The 18,502-nt window shown below is 41.9% G+C and carries 18 protein-coding genes; 4 read left to right on the forward strand and 14 right to left on the reverse strand.

Translation table 11 applies throughout. From position 1 onward, the window contains the following. Positions 1-10: 10 nt before the first annotated feature. From WKR92_RS13035 to WKR92_RS13050, 4 genes are read right to left on the reverse strand one after another with little or no spacing between them, the layout of a single operon-like run. Positions 11-991 carry a YihY/virulence factor BrkB family protein gene (locus WKR92_RS13035; RefSeq protein WP_375558272.1) on the reverse strand — a complete coding sequence of 327 codons (981 nt, stop codon included), beginning with the start codon at positions 989-991 and terminating at the stop codon, positions 11-13. A gap of 15 nt (positions 992-1,006) precedes the next feature. After that, on the reverse strand, positions 1,007-1,414 hold the full coding sequence (locus WKR92_RS13040; RefSeq protein WP_375558273.1) for an acyl-CoA thioesterase: 408 nt from the start codon (positions 1,412-1,414) through the stop codon (positions 1,007-1,009). Then, entirely contained in the window at positions 1,414-2,463 is a 1,050-nt protein-coding gene (gene mltG / locus WKR92_RS13045; RefSeq protein WP_375558274.1) for an endolytic transglycosylase MltG, read from the reverse strand. The genes WKR92_RS13040 and mltG overlap by 1 nt, the downstream gene beginning before the upstream one ends. 15 nt (positions 2,464-2,478) lie before the next feature. Further along, entirely contained in the window at positions 2,479-3,237 is a 759-nt protein-coding gene (locus WKR92_RS13050) for a PASTA domain-containing protein (protein WP_375558275.1), read from the reverse strand. Between the two features lie 155 nt (positions 3,238-3,392). Here WKR92_RS13050 and WKR92_RS13055 point away from each other — a divergent pair, with 155 nt between their 5' ends. Continuing rightward, positions 3,393-4,391, forward strand: a complete 999-nt coding sequence (locus WKR92_RS13055; protein WP_375558276.1) for a D-alanine--D-alanine ligase — start codon at positions 3,393-3,395, stop codon at positions 4,389-4,391. Positions 4,392-4,408: 17 nt separating this feature from the next. Here WKR92_RS13055 and WKR92_RS13060 read toward each other — a convergent pair whose 3' ends face one another. Next, positions 4,409-5,353 (reverse strand): MlaD family protein, encoded by a 945-nt coding sequence (locus WKR92_RS13060; protein ID WP_375558277.1) that lies wholly within the window; start codon positions 5,351-5,353, stop codon positions 4,409-4,411. Positions 5,354-5,376: 23 nt separating this feature from the next. Further along, positions 5,377-6,195, reverse strand: coding sequence for an N-acetylmuramoyl-L-alanine amidase family protein (locus WKR92_RS13065; protein ID WP_375558278.1), 819 nt, complete (start codon positions 6,193-6,195; stop codon positions 5,377-5,379). Between the two features lie 137 nt (positions 6,196-6,332). Here WKR92_RS13065 and WKR92_RS13070 point away from each other — a divergent pair, with 137 nt between their 5' ends. The 3 genes from WKR92_RS13070 to WKR92_RS13080 are packed head-to-tail and all read left to right on the forward strand — an operon-like array spanning position 6,333 to position 11,795. Continuing rightward, entirely contained in the window at positions 6,333-9,023 is a 2,691-nt protein-coding gene (locus tag WKR92_RS13070) for a putative LPS assembly protein LptD (RefSeq protein WP_375558279.1), read from the forward strand. Positions 9,024-9,043: 20 nt separating this feature from the next. Further along, positions 9,044-10,300 carry a competence/damage-inducible protein A gene (locus WKR92_RS13075; RefSeq protein WP_375558280.1) on the forward strand — a complete coding sequence of 419 codons (1,257 nt, stop codon included), beginning with the start codon at positions 9,044-9,046 and terminating at the stop codon, positions 10,298-10,300. 37 nt (positions 10,301-10,337) lie between these two features. After that, positions 10,338-11,795 carry a dihydrolipoamide acetyltransferase family protein gene (locus tag WKR92_RS13080; RefSeq protein WP_375558281.1) on the forward strand — a complete coding sequence of 486 codons (1,458 nt, stop codon included), beginning with the start codon at positions 10,338-10,340 and terminating at the stop codon, positions 11,793-11,795. On the opposite strand, the gene WKR92_RS13085 is transcribed toward WKR92_RS13080, so the two are convergent. The 8 genes from WKR92_RS13085 to WKR92_RS13120 form a co-directional block, all read right to left on the reverse strand. Further along, complete coding sequence (locus tag WKR92_RS13085; protein ID WP_375558282.1) at positions 11,792-12,238, reverse strand: GNAT family N-acetyltransferase; 447 nt, start codon at positions 12,236-12,238, stop codon at positions 11,792-11,794. The two genes, WKR92_RS13080 and WKR92_RS13085, sit on opposite strands and share 4 nt — an antisense overlap. A 32-nt stretch (positions 12,239-12,270) precedes the next feature. Continuing rightward, positions 12,271-13,593: an ABC transporter permease gene (locus WKR92_RS13090; RefSeq protein WP_375558283.1), complete on the reverse strand. Its 1,323-nt coding sequence runs from the start codon at positions 13,591-13,593 to the stop codon at positions 12,271-12,273. Between the two features lie 2 nt (positions 13,594-13,595). Further along, positions 13,596-14,513, reverse strand: coding sequence for an ABC transporter ATP-binding protein (locus tag WKR92_RS13095; protein ID WP_375558284.1), 918 nt, complete (start codon positions 14,511-14,513; stop codon positions 13,596-13,598). Between the two features lie 131 nt (positions 14,514-14,644). Beyond that, positions 14,645-15,802 (reverse strand): molecular chaperone DnaJ, encoded by a 1,158-nt coding sequence (dnaJ, locus tag WKR92_RS13100; RefSeq protein ID WP_375558285.1) that lies wholly within the window; start codon positions 15,800-15,802, stop codon positions 14,645-14,647. A 25-nt stretch (positions 15,803-15,827) separates the two neighbouring features. Further along, complete coding sequence (locus tag WKR92_RS13105) at positions 15,828-16,409, reverse strand: nucleotide exchange factor GrpE (protein WP_375558286.1); 582 nt, start codon at positions 16,407-16,409, stop codon at positions 15,828-15,830. Positions 16,410-16,496: 87 nt separating this feature from the next. Further along, positions 16,497-17,180, reverse strand: a complete 684-nt coding sequence (locus tag WKR92_RS13110) for a cell division ATP-binding protein FtsE (RefSeq protein ID WP_375558287.1) — start codon at positions 17,178-17,180, stop codon at positions 16,497-16,499. A 2-nt stretch (positions 17,181-17,182) separates the two neighbouring features. Then, positions 17,183-17,386, reverse strand: a complete 204-nt coding sequence (locus tag WKR92_RS13115) for a fructose-6-phosphate aldolase (RefSeq protein WP_375558288.1) — start codon at positions 17,384-17,386, stop codon at positions 17,183-17,185. A 20-nt stretch (positions 17,387-17,406) separates the two neighbouring features. Further along, positions 17,407-18,429, reverse strand: a complete 1,023-nt coding sequence (locus WKR92_RS13120; protein WP_375558289.1) for an acyl-CoA reductase — start codon at positions 18,427-18,429, stop codon at positions 17,407-17,409. Between the last annotated feature and the right edge of the window lie 73 nt (positions 18,430-18,502).

An 18,502-nucleotide genomic window follows, 5' to 3' on the forward strand; every position in this document is an offset into this window, starting at 1 on the left:
ATAGATAAAATTAGAAACGTTTATAACGTTCCTCAGCTGGCTTGTCGGTTTTAAAAGAATTGAAACGGGGTTTGACGATCTTGATGCTTCGTTTGGACAGCTCAATCGCCGCATTTAGCTCAAAACCAATCAGTAAGATAAGAGAATTCAGGTAGAGCCAGATCATAATGACGATGAGTGTTCCGATAGACCCGTAGAGTCGGTTGTAGGCATTAAAGTGATTGATATAATAGGCAAATCCTAAGAAAATAAGAATGGCTAAGATGGTGGCCAAGGTAGCACCCGGACTGAAGAATTTCCATCGTGCGGATGAGGATGGCCCGAATTTGTAGATCATGCTGACCGTAAAAAAATAGACAGCGGCCAGGATAAACCAGCGGGTAACGTAGATAACGTTGAGCCAAAAGCTTTCATCGATTTCAAGCAAGGATCTAAAGTAGGTGAAAATGTAACTGGAGATGGTTATAATGGTAAATCCGATAGCCAAGGCGATAACGACCATAAATGATAAACCGATGGATACCATGCGTTGTCTGAACCAGCTTCTGGTTTCAGTGATTAGGGAAGCCTTGTTAAATGCGTTCATCAGCGAAGTAAGTCCGTTTGTTGCAAAAAGTAGCGCGGCAATAAAACCAAAGGACAATAAACCTCGGTTCTGATTGATAATGATATCTTCTACGGTCGACTGGATAACTTCATAGGCATTCTCCGGCAGGGCTAGAGCGATGAACGAGAGCAATTGTTCCTGAAAATTCTGCACCGGTATGTAGGGGATGAGTGTGAAGATAAAGATCACACCCGGAAAAATGGCCAGTAAAAAGTTGTATGCCAGTGCTGCCGCTTTATTGAGGAGCGATTCACGAGCTATTTCCTGAAAAAAGAAAACAGCAACCGTGTAGAGGGGTAAAGAGCCGAAACCCGGTAGCACAACAACCTTGGTCCACTCGATAAAATAATCGTAGGGTTTGAACTTGAGTAGAGTATTGTGCATTCGGTTAAACATGCTTTATGGAAAATAAGGTGCAAGTCGTGCGTTGAAATCGTCCGGAGGTGGGCAGGGGCGACCGCTTTTCATGTCGACAAACACCAAGGTGGTTTCGCCAAGGTTGATAAGCTCTGCTTGCTCGTTGTGAATTTCATAATAAAACTTGATGCGTATACCGGGTTTTTCTTTGATACTAACCGTGATGCTGAGGTTCTCATCGTAGCGCCCGGGTTTGATATATTTACAATGCAAGTCTAATACGGGCATCATAACCCCGTTGTCTTCCATATATTTATAGGAAGTGCCCAGGCTTCTCAGCATTTCTACACGGGCTACTTCATAATATTCTGCATAATTTCCGTAGTAAACATAACCCATCTGATCGGTTTCACCGTATCGTACCCGGATATTGCACTTGAATGTAAACATTATCGTTTTATATTTCGTTCGTCCAGTGCACGTTGGAATTTTCTGGCATTGACAAGATGATCTCTCATATTGGTTGCAAAATTATGATAGCCCGAGAAATCGTCTTTCGCACACATATAAATATACTGATGTTCATTGAAGTTTAAAACCGCATCGATGGATGCGATACTCGGCATCATGATCGGCCCGGGAGGCAATCCCTTGTGAATGTAGGTGTTATAAGGCGAAGGCGTTCGGAGGTGGCGATTTAGCACGCGTCTGATGCTGAAGTCTTGTGTTGCAAAGATGACGGTGGGGTCAGCTTGTAACAGCATGCCGCGACGGAGTCGGTTGATATACAGCCCGGCGATTTCAGGCATCTCATCGACATGCAAGGCCTCGCCTTTGACAATAGAGGCGAGAATGCTGACTTCGATCGGGCTAAGGCCTACGGAGTCTGCTTTCGCTTTGCGTTCATCATTCCAAAAGGTATCATATTCGTTTGCCATTCGGTCAAAGAACTCTTCGCTTGATGTATTCCAATAGAACTCATAGGTGTTTGGAATAAACATCGTGAAGATGTTTTCTGTTGTGAAACCATGCTCTTGGGCTAAGCTATCATTATTAAGGACGGCGCTGAACGCTGCGGAGTCGGGCTCAAGTTGGTTTGCAAGATGTGCTGCAAAGCTTTCTTTTAATCGGATATTCTGAAAGCGGAGGTTAACCGGTTCTTGGAGACCTGCGCCCAATAAATTCAACAAGGTTCGGTTATTCATTCCCTCCTCGAGCTTGTATTTACCCGCCTTTACACGCAATGGATATTCTTTTTGTCGTGCTACCCAATGAAAGCTTGCCGTGTCTTCTACAATATTACTGTCGACAAGATTCTGCATCAAATCATCGAAATCGGAGCCGGTAGGTATATAGAGATATTCCCGCTCGCCGGTAACGTTGGCTCCCATAAAGCGCTGATAAAGCGTATAGCCGAGGTAGCCGCCGATAATGCCGAGTATAAATAATACTGCAAGAACGATGTATAGTATTTTTTTTCTTGATTTTTTTTTCGCCATGAATACTTTCTAATCTTAATTGCTAAGTGCAATGTTAATAGGTGTGCCGATGCTAACCTTTTTGGTCGAATCTGGCATAGGGGTTTGGCTCACTACCGTTGCATTTAGAGAGTCAGTAATATAACCCATATAATTCACGGAACCAAGGGTTAGGGAAGAGCCTTTGATGGAGAACGTAGCTTCGTTAAGCGTTAGGCCCTCAAGGTTGGGAACAGTTACTTCAGAATCACCCATTCCATTGCCTAAGACCAATGAAACACTTGAACCTTTTGGGATCTCCTGTCCGGCGATCAACTTTTCGCCTCCGTATTTTACATCGAGAACGACATCTCGAGCAATATCTGGTATATAGATGGTGTCTGCAACTTTAAGCTCGTAGTTGCCAATTACAGCCTGAGCTTCTAGGAAAGTCATCTCCCGAACTTCTGGAAAGTTTACAAAAGGCGGGGTCATGGTGATCATAGTGATGTAGATGGTCCGGTTGGTTTTTACGTTTGAGCCGGGGGAAGGGTCTTGGTCGATAATCATTCCCGGTGTGGCGTCGGTCTCATATACGGAATCTACTTGATACCTAAACCCGTTGCTCTCTAAGGTACTGATAGCGTCTTGTAAAGACATGTTGGTAAGCTCAGGAACTTTGATATTTTCTCCGTGCCGGGTATAACTTCTTAAAACAAAGAAAATAATGAACACAAAGAGCACAATAGCGATGATGGCAATGATCAGATTTCTTCTAAATGTTTGTGTTCCTAAGTACTGAAAGAATTTGCTCATATTATTTTGTTAAACCAGCTGTTTTCAATCTAAGCAAATATTAATCCAATTGATAGATTAGCCCACTTTTGCGAATTGAAAAAATAAATTTATTTCCGTTTCAAACATACTTAAAATCTTAAAGATGCTCTATATTTGTTTTCAAATTATAGATTATGAAAAGAAAAATTGCCTTGTTGTGTGGCGGTTATTCGGGGGAGGCTGAAGTGTCTGTTAATAGCGCAACTTTTGTTGGGAAAAACATAAGTCGCACGCTCTTTGACGTGTACCTGATTCACGTATATCCGGATGGGTGGTACTATGAAAATGAAGCGAGGGAGCGATTTTTTATCGATAAGAACGATTTCTCGCTGGCGTTGGGCGATGAGGCTATTCATTTTGATTTGGCTTTTATTATGATTCATGGAGCGCCAGGTGAAAATGGACAATTACAAGGTTATTTAGAAATGTTGGATATACCTTTTACCTCGTGCGACTCGCTGACATCGAGTCTGACAATGAACAAGGCATACACCAAAGCTGTATTGGGAGGGATTGAAGAGATGTATATGGCGAAATCAGCACAGTTGTTTGAATGGGATATGGAGGGTGCTGCAGCGCACATTGCAGAGAAAATGCGTCTGCCGGTTTTTGTGAAGCCGAATGCGGGCGGTAGCAGTATCGGGATGTCAAAGGTGACTACCGTGGAGGGATTGGACGAGGCGATTAAGCTGGCTTTTAATACAGAGAACACCGGAAAGCAAGTATTAGTAGAGGAGTTTGTGACTGGTAGGGAGTTTTCAGTTGGAGTGTATCAGTTTAAAGGCGAGGTTCAGGTGTTCCCGGCTACGGAGATTATTACGGGGCGTGAGTTTTTTGATTATGCTGCGAAATATACACCGGGTGCTACCTTAGAGATTACACCGGCTGATATTAACGACGAGCAAGACGCGAGGATGAAACGAATTGTAAAGCAGGTCTACAAGCGACTGAATTGTAAAGGTTTGGTGCGGGTCGACTTTTTCTTGGAGAAGGATACAGACCGATTTTATTTCATCGAAATTAATACAATTCCGGGCCAGACACAAACGAGTTTTATCCCACAACAGATCCGTGCAGTAGGGATGACCGAAATTCAGTTTTACGATGAATGGATAGAGGCTTCACTTCGTTGAAGTGACGTCCATCCGCCTTAGTTGTTTTTCCTGCCGAATACAGAGAAGTGTAAATAACGCTTCGGATTCTCTTTCATATCGATAATCAACTTATCTAGACTTTGAGACGCATCTTCAAGGTTGTTATAAAGCGAGTCATCGTTTAATAATTTACCTAAAGAGCCGTTACCTTCATTTAGATTGTTTGTGATGGACTGTAGGTCGGCAACAGCTTTGTCTGCTTTAGCCATGGTCTGTGTGAAATCTAATTTTGCTGCATTATCACTGATGGTTTCAAGGTTGGCGAAGACATTAGAAATTCGTTCGTTATTTTGATTCAGATTGTTTGATATCGATTCCAAATTGGTTAAGATCCCTGATATTTTTGATTTTTGGGTACCTACCATGCCGTCAACTTGCGTTGCTGTGTTTTCTAGTGTCTGAAGCGTGTTCGCGATACTGGCAAGACTTCGGTTGATATTCTTCTGGAATTCGGGGTTTACCGTATTATTGATGGAGGTTAAAACGGAATCGAGCATCACGAAAACAGCTTCTGCTTTCTTTTGAACGGGCTCCACCTGTTCCATGATATTCTTCTGTATATCGGCATTTAAAGTGTCGCCGCTTTCAGCGTACTCGGGAGCATCACCAAGTTCGAAAACAATGGCTTTACTACCCAGTAAGTCGGTGCTGGCAATTCTTGCCGTTGTGTTTCGTGGGATCTCGTATTTTTTGTCAATTTTAAACTCTGTCAGAATATCACCGGTCGGTTTCAACGTCAAGGCGGAAACCCGGCCAATCTGATAACCGTTTACAAAGACAGGCTTTGAAACCGTCAGTCCGTCTACTTGATCATAAGATGCGTAATATGTATTTTCAGATGTAAACACATCGTTCCCCTTTAAGAAGGCATATCCCAATACGAGGATGGCGATAGCTACTGTGGCTAGAATACCGACTTTAGTTTCGTTTGCAATTTTCAAAATCTTTCTTTTTTGGTGTCTAATTACTGTTCAACTTCAGCTTTATAAGCCTTAATGGCATCTGTTAAATTTTTAACGATCTCTGCTTGGCCTTCTGCCGAGGTCATGTATCGTTCTTCAGCACGATTGCTGATAAAGCCAAGCTCTGTTAGAATAGCTGGCATCCCCGCACGTGCTAATACCGCCAAACCTTGTTCCTTTACGCCACGGTTCACCCGTCCTGATTTGGCAAATTCCTCTTGCACAAGACTTGCTAGGCGAAAACTCTGATTACGATACTGATTCTTCATCAATGAGAAGATAATCAAACTTTCCGGATCTTTCGGATCGAAGTTGTAATTCTCTTCGTAATTTTCTTCCAATAGGATGGATGCGTTTTCACGCATGGCTACATCTTGCTCTCCTAAGCGATGGAATCCGGATATAAATGTTTCGGTTCCGCTTACTTTTTCTGTCCCCGGACGCTTGGGCATCGAATTACAGTGAACGGAAATGAATAGATCAGCATTATTAGCATTGGCAATAGCGATACGTTCATATAATTTGACGAAGATATCCGTTTTTCTGGTATAAATAACCTTTACATCCTTCATTTCTTTCTCAATACTCTTGCCAAGTTTTAAGGAGATCTGTAAAGCAACATCTTTTTCACGCGCAATTACGCCGCGAGTGGCTCCATCATGACCGCCGTGACCAGGATCAATGACAATTGTTTTGATCTTATAGGGTGCAGGTTTTTTATCATTCGTGCTCGCAACAGGGTTCGTGAATGAAAAAAAGGAGAAAGACGAAAAGATAATGATATAGATGCTGAGCGTGTGAATTGAAATCTTGTGTTTCATAGGTGCAACGGCAATTTTTATTAATATTTTTAGTTAATATAAGTAATTTCGATTACGTGCGAGCTACGTCAATTAATTTTCCTTATTTTTGACGACGCGGGAACGTTATTACAAAAGTACTATTCATAGTCATTATTTTGAAATTGAGAAGCGGCATTTTTAAACTATTTTTATTCATTATAACGGTCTTTTCTGTTCTTTCAGTATCTGCACAGGAAGTGAACGAGGTTGATACAACACGGATCCGTGTTGATACCACCCTGAAAGTTAGTACGCTTAACCCAATGGATACTACGCTCGTGGATAGTCTGGGTGTGGATAGTTTGCCCACCGACTCGCTCTCGGGAATGCAACAGGGTTCGCCGCAACAAGACTCGGTAGCGAATCAAGGGAATGCGATCGATGCGCCAATTAACCAGGTGGGAGACACGACGATCACCGATTTCAAGAACAATCAAATCCACTTCTTAGGCAATGCGAAAATCAAGTATCAAGATTTTGAGCTGACGGCCGACTATATCCGTGTAGATAAAAACACAAATACGCTGTATGCGAGTGGCTCGTACGACCATAACCATAATTACCGCGGACGACCGATTTTTAAGACAGCTACAGAGCCTCCGACCACTACCGACTCTCTTTACTATAACTTTTCAACCAAAAAGGTGAAGGTCTTCGGTGTTTTTTCCGAAGTAGAAGGTGGGTTTATTCAAGCCCAGGAGTTAAAAAAGAATGAGTATGATGAGGCGTCTATTAAAGATGCCATGTATAGCACGTGTAATTTACCTGAACCTCATACGCATTTTGGTATTCATATTAGCCGGGGTGTGGTGTCTGAGAAAAATATTGTTACGGGACCGGCGTACTTGGTGGTGGAAGATGTGCCGCTTCCGTTTATAACGGTACCCTTTGGCTTTTTTCCAAAAATGAATGAAAGAGCATCAGGTTTTCTTTTTCCAACCTTTGGCGAAGACTATACGCGGGGCTTCTTTATGCGGGATATTGGGTGGTATTTTGGCTTTAACGATTATTGGGATGCTGAGGTGCGTGGAACATTGTATTCAAAAGGTTCTTATGAAGGATCGCTTCGAACTCGTTATAGAAAGAATTACAAGTATGATGGCGGATTTAGTTTACGTTATGCCAATATCCGATCAGGAGTGGAAGGTACGCCTCAATATAGACCGCAACAGAATTTTAACATTACCTGGAATCACAGTCAACGTCAAGAAGCAAATCCGGGAACATCATTCACGGCCTCGGTTGATGTAGGAACGGGTTCGTATTTTAGAGAAACAGCAGCGGGTGGTAGTTACGATTTTGATCAAATAACTAAGAACTCGATGTCTTCATCAATTTCCTACGGAAAAATCTTTGGTGATGGGCGCTTTAACTTCACTTCGTCTTTATCGCACCGCCAGGATATTTCCGCAAAGACGATCTATTTAGAGCTGCCCTCTTTTAACCTGAATATGACCTCCTTTAATCCCTTTGATTCGAAAGATAGGATTGGTGAGCAGAAATGGTATCAGCGAATTAATATGGGTTATAGTTTGCAGGGAAGGAACACGCTGAACGCTACAGAGAGTAATATATTCGACAAGGAAACACTTCGGCAATTCCAAAACGGGTTCCAACATAATATCCCCATTAGTTTGTCTCTGAATGCATTTAAGTTTTTCCAGTTTAACTCAAGTGTAAACTATACAGAACGCTGGTATTTTCAGACGATCCGGAAGGGACTTGATAACACTGCCGGCGGATTTGTTCAGAATACGGATACGGTTTCCGGCTTTAGCAGGGCTTATGATTATTCTCTGTCGTCCGGACTGTCGACAAAAATTTACGGGATGAAGGAATTTAAAGGAAAGCTTGCTGCCATTCGTCATGTGATTACGCCATCCGTTAATTTTAATTATCGTCCAGACTTCTCGGACCCGCGTTTCGGTTTCTACCGCCGCTATCAGAATGAACGGGGGCAAGAGAGTATGTATTCGATTTACGAGAATGCTATTTTTGGAGGACCAGGTCGAGGAGAATCGATGGGTATCGGTTTCTCGGTAGATAATAATATTGAAGCGAAAGTGCGGTCTACTGAAGATAGTACAGGCTTTAAGAAGATTAAGATATTGCAAGGGCTTTCGTTTAACGGGAACTACAATTTTGTGGCGGACTCTTTCAAACTTTCTAATATTAGCTTCTCGGGTAGAACGGCACTGTTTGACGATCAACTCGGAATTAGTTTTAACGGGTCGCTAGACCCCTATGTATATGATAAGGAATTGGGACGCCGAGTGGACCGCTTCGCTATTGAGGACGGTAAGTTGGCTAGGTTAACGAATTTTGGGGTATCGATGGACTATAGTTTGAATTCGGAGGCATCGAAAAGTAGGAATGAAAAGTTGGATGCATTGAGCGAAAGTCCAGAAGGATTGACTCCCGATCAACGAAATCAGTTGAATCGGATTACGTCGGATCCGAATGCATTTGTCGACTTTAAGGTGCCTTGGAACGTGGCGGCTTCCTTTAGTTTCTATTATTCAAATCAGGGTAATCGGAGTAACATAACAAGTACGCTGAACTTGTATGGAGACCTGAGTATCACACCGAAATGGAAAATTCAATACAATACCGGGTATGATTTTCAAGCCCAAAAGATCACGCTAACGCAGTTTAATATTTACAGGGATTTGCATTGTTGGGATATGTCTTTCGGATGGATACCCTTTGGAACCTACCGAAGTTATACTTTTACATTGCGAATTAAAGCTTCTGTATTACAAGATCTTAAGCTGACAAAACGGAACGATTACTATAACAGCTTCTAATTATACTGATTCTATAAAATATGAATGCCGAACTGCTTGTCATCGGAGATGAAATATTGATTGGGCAGATTGTGGATACAAATTCTAGTTGGATCTGTGCTCATCTGGGAGATATTGGTGTGAATGTTACTCATATTTCGGTCGTGTCTGATGATACGCAAGATATTAAGGGTGCGCTATCCCTAGCGGCTAGTCGCTCGGGCGTAATTATTATGACAGGTGGCTTGGGGCCGACAAAAGATGACGTTACTAAGGATGCATTAATCGAGTATTTCGATACGGAACTGGTTGTCGACAAAGATGTCCTTATTCATGTCGAGGAAATATTTGCGAAATACAAGCGAGTAATGCCACCGGAGAATATGCAGCAGGCAGAGGTATTGGCGAATGCGGAGGTGATGTTTAACCGAGCTGGGACGGCGCCGGGTATGTGGATAAAGAAAGATGATATCTTTTATGCCGTATTACCAGGTGTTCCAACGGAAATGAAGTATTTGATGACGCACGAGGTTATCCCGCGGTTGGCCGATATGCATGGGAGGGAAGTTCATGTACATAAGACAATTTTGACGGCCGGAATTGGCGAGTCTTTTCTGGCGGCGACGATTGCACCGATTGAAGCGGCATTGCCGAATTATATTCATTTGGCTTATTTGCCTACCTATGGGCAGGTGCGACTACGGTTGAGTACATCCGAAGGGCATCATTATGATCTTTCGGAATTAGAAGCTCAAGTAAATAAATATGCCGACGCGATAAAGGCGTTGATACCAGAATATTATATCAATGACACGGAAGATACCCTCCAACATACCTTGCTAAAAAGGACGGAACGTCTAGGCTATACGATTGCTGCTGCGGAAAGTTGTACAGGAGGTTATTTCTCTCACTTAGTGACAACTGTTCCGGGAAGCGGGCAAGTGTTTTTGGGGTCGATAGTTAGTTATGCGGAGGCTGTAAAGGAGGCCGAGTTGGATGTGAAGGCAGAAACTATAGAACGCTATACGGCGGTAAGTGAACAGACTGCTGTGGAAATGGTTTTAGGTGTTAAAAAGCGTTTGAAGTCTGACTATGCTGTTTCTATTACTGGCTATGCAGGACCGGACGGCGGTACTGAAGAGAACCCAGTTGGCACTGTATGGATTGCAGTGACTGGATTGTCAAAAACTGTTTCTACAAAATTTTTGTTTGGTAAAAGGCGGGAAGACAATATAATAAGAGCCGCAACCAGTGCTTTATATATGTTGTACCGATTAATAAGCGAAGAGAATTTGTAATTATTTTTTAACTTAGCTTATCTAAGAATCTGAAAATATGGCAAAATATAATCTAATTCTTCCACGAATGGGCGAAAGTGTTTCGGAAGCGACTATCGTTAAATGGCTTAAGCAACCGGGCGATTTAATTGAGGAGGATGAGTCCATCGTTGATATCGCAACAGATAAGGTGGACTCTGATGTTCCATCACCTGTAGAAGGCAAGCTGATTGAACAGCTTTTCGCCGAGGATAGCGTAGCGCAAGTGGGTGATGTAATTGCTGTGTTGGAGATTGAAGGTGAGGACGACGAAAATGAAGCAGCGGATGTTGCTGACGATAGGGTCGAGACTGATGCTGATGATGTGAGTACAGGAGATAATGATAACGAGTCTATTGAGATTGAAGACGCTGATGTAGAAGATGCTGAGGTTGAAGTTGGAGGGATTGATATGGAAGTAACGAATCCTGATCCGCATGCAGGAGAGGACGAAACTATTGCCATACCCGGACTAGATTTGCTGAACGAAAGCTCGAAAAGTGGTCGTTTTTATTCACCGCTTGTTAAAAGTATTGCAACCGAAGAAGGAATAGAGGCGGATGAGTTGGATAAGATTGCTGGGTCAGGACTGGAAGGCAGGGTGACAAAAAGAGATATTTTAGAGTATATCGAGAATAAAAAGCGAGGGCGAGTGTCTAGTGCCTCATCTCAAGCTGAGAGTACACAAGGGTCAACTGGCGAAACTGCCAGACAACAAATAGGGACGTCAAAGCAAGCAGGCCCTGTAGCACCGATTGTTAACGACAGCGGTGACGAAATCATTGAAATGGATCGTATGCGTAAGCTTATTGCTCAGCATATGGTAGATAGTGTTCAGACTTCTCCGCATGTTTGTTCCTTTGTCGAGGTAGACGTAACCAATCTGGTGAACTGGCGAAATAAGATAAAAGGCGATTTTGAAAAGAAGGAGGGGGTGAAGATTACCTATACGCCAATCTTTATTGAAGCGGTGGCTAAGGCAATCCGTGATTACCCGATGATCAATATATCTGTTTCTGGGACGCAGATTATTAAGAAGGCAAATATTAACGTAGGTATGGCTGCGGCTTTACCGTCTGGCAATCTTATTGTTCCAGTGATACGAAATGCTGACCAATTTAATTTGGTAGGCTTGACAAAAGCTGTGAATGACCTAGCGGATCGTGCCAGAACGAATAAATTAAAGCCTGATGAAACGCAAGGTGGAACCTTCACTGTGACAAATGTGGGTTCCTTTGGAAGTATGATGGGCACGCCGATTATCAATCAACCACAGGTAGCGATCCTGGCGATTGGAAGTATCAATAAAAAGCCAGCAGTATTGGAAACGGAGCATGGCGATGTGATTGCTATCCGACAAAAAATGATGATGTCCTTGTCTTATGACCACCGAGTAGTGGATGGTGCATTGGGTGGTATGTTCCTGAAGAGAATCGGAGAGTACCTAGAAGCTTGGGATGTCGATAGGAAGCTTTAGTTCCTATCGACGCGAATCATTTCGATATGATCGATGCCGTCCTCATCATAGGGTTCGCCATCTTCAATGAAGCCGAAATTGCGATAGAATGGTAATGCTTGCATCTGTGCTCCGATTCGAATGGGCCGGTCTCCAAAGATATTATTCATTTCAACCAAGGCTACTTTCATTAAGATTTTACCTAAACCATTTCCGTGTTCTCGGGTGACAATCCGGCCGATTGAGTTCTCCAAGAAGGTCAGTCCGGCTGGAATTAAACGCGCGTAAGCCTGAAGTTTGTCATTATGATCATAAATCAAGAGGTGATGGCATTGGAAATCGACTCCATCTATGTCCAAATATGCGCATTGCTGTTCAACGACAAATATTTCAGAACGGAGCTGTAGCAGATCGTACAGCTCCTTAGTTGTTAGTTCATCAAATATCTTACACGATATAGTCATTCTTTTCCTTTTGTTTTCTTCGATTCAGCTGCCTATCGTTTGTAACTAAACCATTTGATCAATTCTTTATAACTAGCTTTCTTTCCATACATAAGGATACCTACACGATAGATTCTTGCGGCAACCCAAGTTGTTAGAATAAATCCGCCGATTAGCAACGCTACGGATAAAAGAATTTCCCAGAGAGGTACTCCAAAGGGGATTCGAACCATCATAGCGATCGGAGAGGTAAAGGGGATCATGCTGAGCCAGAAGCTTAAAGGGCCATGTGGGTCTCGGATTAAGAGGCTGAAGGCCATGACATAGGTAAACAGCAGCGGCATGGTGATAGGCAGCATGAACTGCTGCGTTTCGGTTTCATTGTCTACGGCTGAACCTACAGCAGCGAAAAGAGCACTATAAAGCAGATAGCCACCTAAAAAGAAGACTAGGAAAGAGCCAATGATGTATGGAAAGTTAATGCCATCTAAAACGTTTTGGATATCGCCCATAAAGCTGTCTTGAGCAATGCTGGCCGCTTGCGAACTGTTCATTGTACTTGCCGCAGAAGTCAGCTGCTCGGTGTCCATTTCGGGCATTTGCGATGCAAGTATTAAGCTGCCTGCGGTCATGAGTGCTCCCGAAAGTATGATCCATAAAAAGAATTGAGTTAAACCTACGAGGCCGATTCCTACAATCTTTCCCATCATGAGCTGAAATGGACGAACAGAAGATATAATTACTTCGACGATACGGTTGTTTTTTTCTTCAATGACGCCTCGCATAACCTGAGCTCCGTATATGAATAGACTTAAATAGATTAAAATAGCAGCAGCCATCCCGATACCCATTGCTACACCCGCATTGGATTCCTTTTCGCCGGTCTCTGTGACCTCCAGTGTGGTTATTCTAACATTGGGATTGATCGATTGCAGTGTCTCTTCATCGATGCCTGCCTCGGTTAACTTGATGGTATTGAGAATACCCTCTACTTGTCCTTCAATTTCCGACTGAATAAAGATACTCGCCTTGTTAGATGATAATAATTGTAGTCTTTCGCTTTCAACTATATCTTCCGGAATGAGAAGGAGGTATTGATCTTCGGTGTCTAGAATAGCTTTTCTTTCTGTGTCGGCGTCGGCCGTAGCTTCTTCAAATTTTATTGATTCTGTATCGGATAATTCATCTAGTATCAATCCGCTATCATCAATTACTTTTATGTTAGCTTCAGAGGTTGAATCTTGGATCGAGAGCGCGATGATACCACCCCACATACCGATGAAAATTAGCGGTACCAGAAAGGTGCCGACAAGAAAAGATTTCTTTTTTACACGACTGAAGTATTCACGTTTTATAATGAGAAGTATCTTTTCCATTGTTAATGAGTTTCTTTTACTTTTTGAACAAAAATATCATGAATACTGGGGATGATCTCCTTCAGTTCATGCACCTCTACTTGTGTGATAAAATAGCTTAGTACATCATTGATGCTATGCCCGTCTGTTACTTCGACAATACTGTTATACTCAGTTCCGACTTGTTGGTTCTGAATGATTTGAAACGCGTCATGATTTTCCGGTTCGCGTAGCGGCGTTGCGGTCGGACTGCTATATTTGATTTGAAAACGATTGTTTCTATATGCGTTTTTAACATCAGAAACCTTGCCGTCCAATATCTTCTTCGATTTGTTAAGTAAAACAATCGTATCACATAGTTCCTCAACCGACTCCATCCGGTGGGTAGAGAAGATGATGGTTGCGCCGTTCTTATTTAAGTTGATAATTTCATTTTTTATAATATCAACGTTGACGGGGTCAAAGCCAGAAAAAGGTTCGTCAAGGATAATGAGATCGGGTTGGTGAATTACTGTTGCTACAAACTGAACTTTCTGCTGCATCCCTTTACTTAAGTCTTCCACTTTCTTTTCCCACCAGCTCTGCATGTCCATTTTTTCAAACCAGTGTTTAATCCGATTGGTGGCTTCTTTTTTGGATAGACCTTTTAATTGAGCCAAATATAACATTTGATCACCAATCAACATTTTCTTATAGAGACCTCGTTCTTCGGGGAGATAGCCAATTTTTGAAATGTGATTGGCATTAAGCGGTTCTCCATTGAATAGAATTGTACCCTGGTCAGGAGCAGTAATCTGATTTATGATACGGATAAGAGATGTTTTTCCTGCTCCATTTGGTCCTAGAAGCCCAAAAATGCTGCCTTTCTGAATGGAAAAAGAAACATGATCAAGGGCAGTGTGTTTAGCGTATTGTTTAACAATATCGGTTATTTCTAACATTCGAACTTACTTTACTCCGTTAGACTCTTAGTGAAAGGTTTCGTTACAAGGAAATAAAAAAAAGCCCGTCTCTTATTACGCGACGGGCTTTTTTATTCTATTGACTAGTGATATTTATTGCAAACTGATTGCTAATCAAAATATTCTTTCATTCGTTCGAAAAAGCTCTTTTCACCTTTACGGGGTTGAGGTTTAAAATTGCTTGACTCGCGCAAGCCTTCAAGTTGCGCTTTTTCCTCTTTTGATAAGGTTTTAGGCGTCCAAATATTTACATATACCAGTTGGTCTCCTTTGTGATATGAATTGACTTCCGGAACACCTTTACCTTTAAGGCGTAAAATTTTACCGGCTTGTGTTCCCGGTTCAATTTTAATTTTTGCCTTTCCATTGATGGTCGGAACTTCTACGGAAGTGCCTAAGGCGGCGTCTACGAAGCTTATATAAAGATCGTATATAATATTTATACCTTCACGTTTTAGAATTTCATGTGGTACTTCATCGATAACGATGATCAAATCGCCGGGAATACCATCGTGCGGTGCAGCATTTCCCTTGCCAGCCATCGAAAGCTGGATTCCTTCAGTTACACCGGGAGGGATATTAATAGTAATCGTTTCTTCGCCTTTATGAACTCCATTTCCATGACATGTATCACATTTGTCGGAAATAATATTCCCTGTACCGTCACAAGTTGGACAGGTACTGCTTGTTTGCATTTGTCCGAGAATGGTGTTGGTTACTCTCCTTACCGTACCCGTGCCATTACAGGTTGTACATTTGTCAAAAGATGCACCATCTTTTGCTCCGGTCCCTTTACACGGCTTACAAGAAACGTTTTTGTTGACTTTAATCTTCTTTTCGACACCTGATGCAATTTCTTCTAAGGTGAGTTTGACGCGAATGCGCAAATTAGAACCACGAGAGGTACGACGACCTCCGCTTCTGCCACCGCCACCGAAAAAACTATCGAACGGGCTACCTTGTCCAGCAGCGCCACCGAAAATATCGCCAAATTGACTGAATATATCATCCATATTCATGCCACCTTGACCGCCTCCGCCAAATCCACCTCCAGCAAAACCATAGTGATCGTAGTTGCTTCGCTTTTCCGGGTTGCTTAAGATTTCATAAGCCTCCGCAGCTTCCTTAAATTTTTCTTCCGCTTCGCTATTATCAGGGTTTTTATCTGGATGGTACTTAATTGCTAATTTTCTATAAGCTGACTTAACCTCAGCCTGCGTAGCAGATTTCGTTATACCTAATACATCGTAATAATCTCGCTTTGACATTGTTTTGTTTTTATCCTACCTCTTATTAACTCCCAACCACCACTTTTGCATAACGAAGTACCTTGTCATTTAGAAAATATCCTTTTTCTACTTCGTCTATCACCTTGCCTTTTAAGTCATCGCTCGGTGCAGGTATTTTGGTTACCGCTTCGTGCAAATCAGCGTCAAACGGTTGATTTATAGACTCCATCGGCTTCAATCCTTTCAGTTCTAAAGTCTTTTTTAATTTCTGCGAAATTAACAGGATTCCTTCTCTAACGGAATCGATATTATCGGTGTTTTCTGCAGCTTTTAGAGCACGGTCGAAGTCGTCTATAACAGGCAATAGGTCGCCAATGACATCTTTGCCTGCTGACTGTAAGAACTCGATTCGTTCTTTGGATGAACGTCTTTTAAAGTTGTCAAACTCAGCGTATAAACGTACATATTTATCGTTTGCTTCAGCAAGTTCTTTCTTTAGAGTATCTTCAGGGGAATCCGCAGTATCGTCTGAGCTTTCTTCGCTATCAGCTACATTTTTTGCGTGTTTACGAGCTTCGTTCACTGATTCTAACTCGTCCGTAATGTTCTTATTGTCCAAATGTTCCTCTTTATTTTTATCTTCCATTTGAATAATTTATGTTAAATAATACAGAAATGTGTTATCAATTGTATTGCCAAATACGTTTGTGCGTCAACATGGCAGTGTTCGTGCCTATTGAATGTCAATATTATCCAATAATGACCCCGATTGGGTTTTAATTATTCGCGACGGAAGGTTTTTAATGATCTGGTAATCATGTGTCGCCATGAGAATGGCTGTGCCACTTCTGCTGATTTCCCTCAAGAGCAATACAATTTCTTCAGACGTGTCAGGATCGAGGTTACCGGTGGGCTCATCCGCCAAAATGACTTCGGGATTATTGAGCAGGGCACGGGCAATTACAACTCTCTGTTGCTCACCACCAGAAAGTTCGTGTGGCATTTTCTTTAGTTTGGAGCGAAGTCCTACTTTTTCAAGTACATCTAACATACGCTCTTGCATCGTGTTTTTATCCTTCCAGCCAGTCGCCTTTAACACAAATTCTAGGTTTTTTTCAATGGTGCGATCGGTTAACAAATGAAAGTCTTGGAAAACAATACCTAATTTTCTACGTAAAAAAGGAATATCTCTTTCAGCTAGTTTTTTAAGATCAAAACCTGCAACCAGTCCTTCGCCTGCTGCAATGGGCAAATCGCCATAAATGACTTTTAATAGGCTACTTTTTCCTGAGCCTGTTTGACCAATGAGGTAAACGAATTCACCCGATTGGACACTCAGAGCGACATTTGAAAGTACTAAATGCTGTGGTTGATATATGTCTACGCTTTTGAGGGCAATAACTGTGTTTGAGTCCATGTTTAAAGTTCTAATTTTTTAATGATTCCAAAGGGCATTTCATTTATAACGTTCATGATAGCGTCTTTCTGGTCTCCCAAGCCTAATTTCTCTAAGGATTTGTCCGGTCGGTCGACTCTGAAATATGCGAGAAGGGTAAATTCCTCATCACGCAATTGCACATAATCTGGAATTTTTGCAACTCCTTTTACTTTAATAATGTACATGCTTCAAAGTTAATGATAAACTACCTATTGGCATTTAAAAAATCCAAAATATTTACCCCATCTGCGTAATCACTTAAGCCGGGTTGTTGACTTTCACCAAAGGCGACTTTGGAAATTTTTGCATCCATGTCGATATTTCCGACGAGACATTGGATGTTTTCCGCCTCAGAAGCAAGTCGCCTTTTTACTTGATCGATATCGTCGTATTCTTCATAGTAGACAACACCCAACGGAGAAGCGATACGTTCATCACGTTTAAGAAGGAGGAAGCCATTGTCTAAGTGCTCATCTCCATTAACTAGGTAGATTGCTTTGTTGTATTCGTAGTTGTTGTTGTATTTATAATGGTTACTTATTTCTGAGAAGCTTTCTATTGCTTCAAAGAAAGTGGTGTAGTTGAAACCTCTCGGAAAGAAAATTTTCGAAACATTGCGACATCCTAAACCGAAATAGTCAAAAATATCACTCCCCAATTTTTGTAAATCTTCTTTGCTATCATCTTTACTCACTACTGCAATCCCATTACGGTTCTTTCGAATAATATGAGGGACATTTCGGAAATAATAATCAAAATAACGAGAAGTATTGTTACTGCCGGTAGCGATGATTAAATCAAAGTTGCTTAGTTTGTCGACTATACTAATCCTTGATTGAAATTCAGGTTCAATGTCAATTAGCTCGTTCAATATATACGGTATTAGAATCTTATCATCCGAAGATGCCTTAATCTGGATTTTAAAACCGGCGATAAGGCAAGATAGGACATCATGGAATCCTACCATGGGGATATTGCCCGCTAAGATAAGTCCGACCGTCTTATCGCTTAGTTCTGCGAAGTTGCCTAAATAGGGTTTGATCCAATTTTCTAAGTCGACCTGGTTTAACAGATCAAGATTGGCGTGGATAGCGTGGCGAGTTTGCTCCGGCGTAAACCATGGGTTTCGCTGATGCGCGGCAGTTATGATGTCGTCTAAAGCGGTTCCTTGGCTAAGGATTCGTTGCTTTAGTTCTGATAACGCAGTGAATCGTTGATAAGATGTCAATTTCTGTGGGTTTTTACTGTTATTTCTTAATAATGCCTTATATTTGTGTACAAAAATAGGAAACTTATTTTTA

Origin of the sequence: Albibacterium profundi, from assembly GCF_042159835.1 — a bacterium.
Classification (GTDB): Bacteria; Bacteroidota; Bacteroidia; order Sphingobacteriales; family Sphingobacteriaceae; genus Albibacterium; species Albibacterium profundi.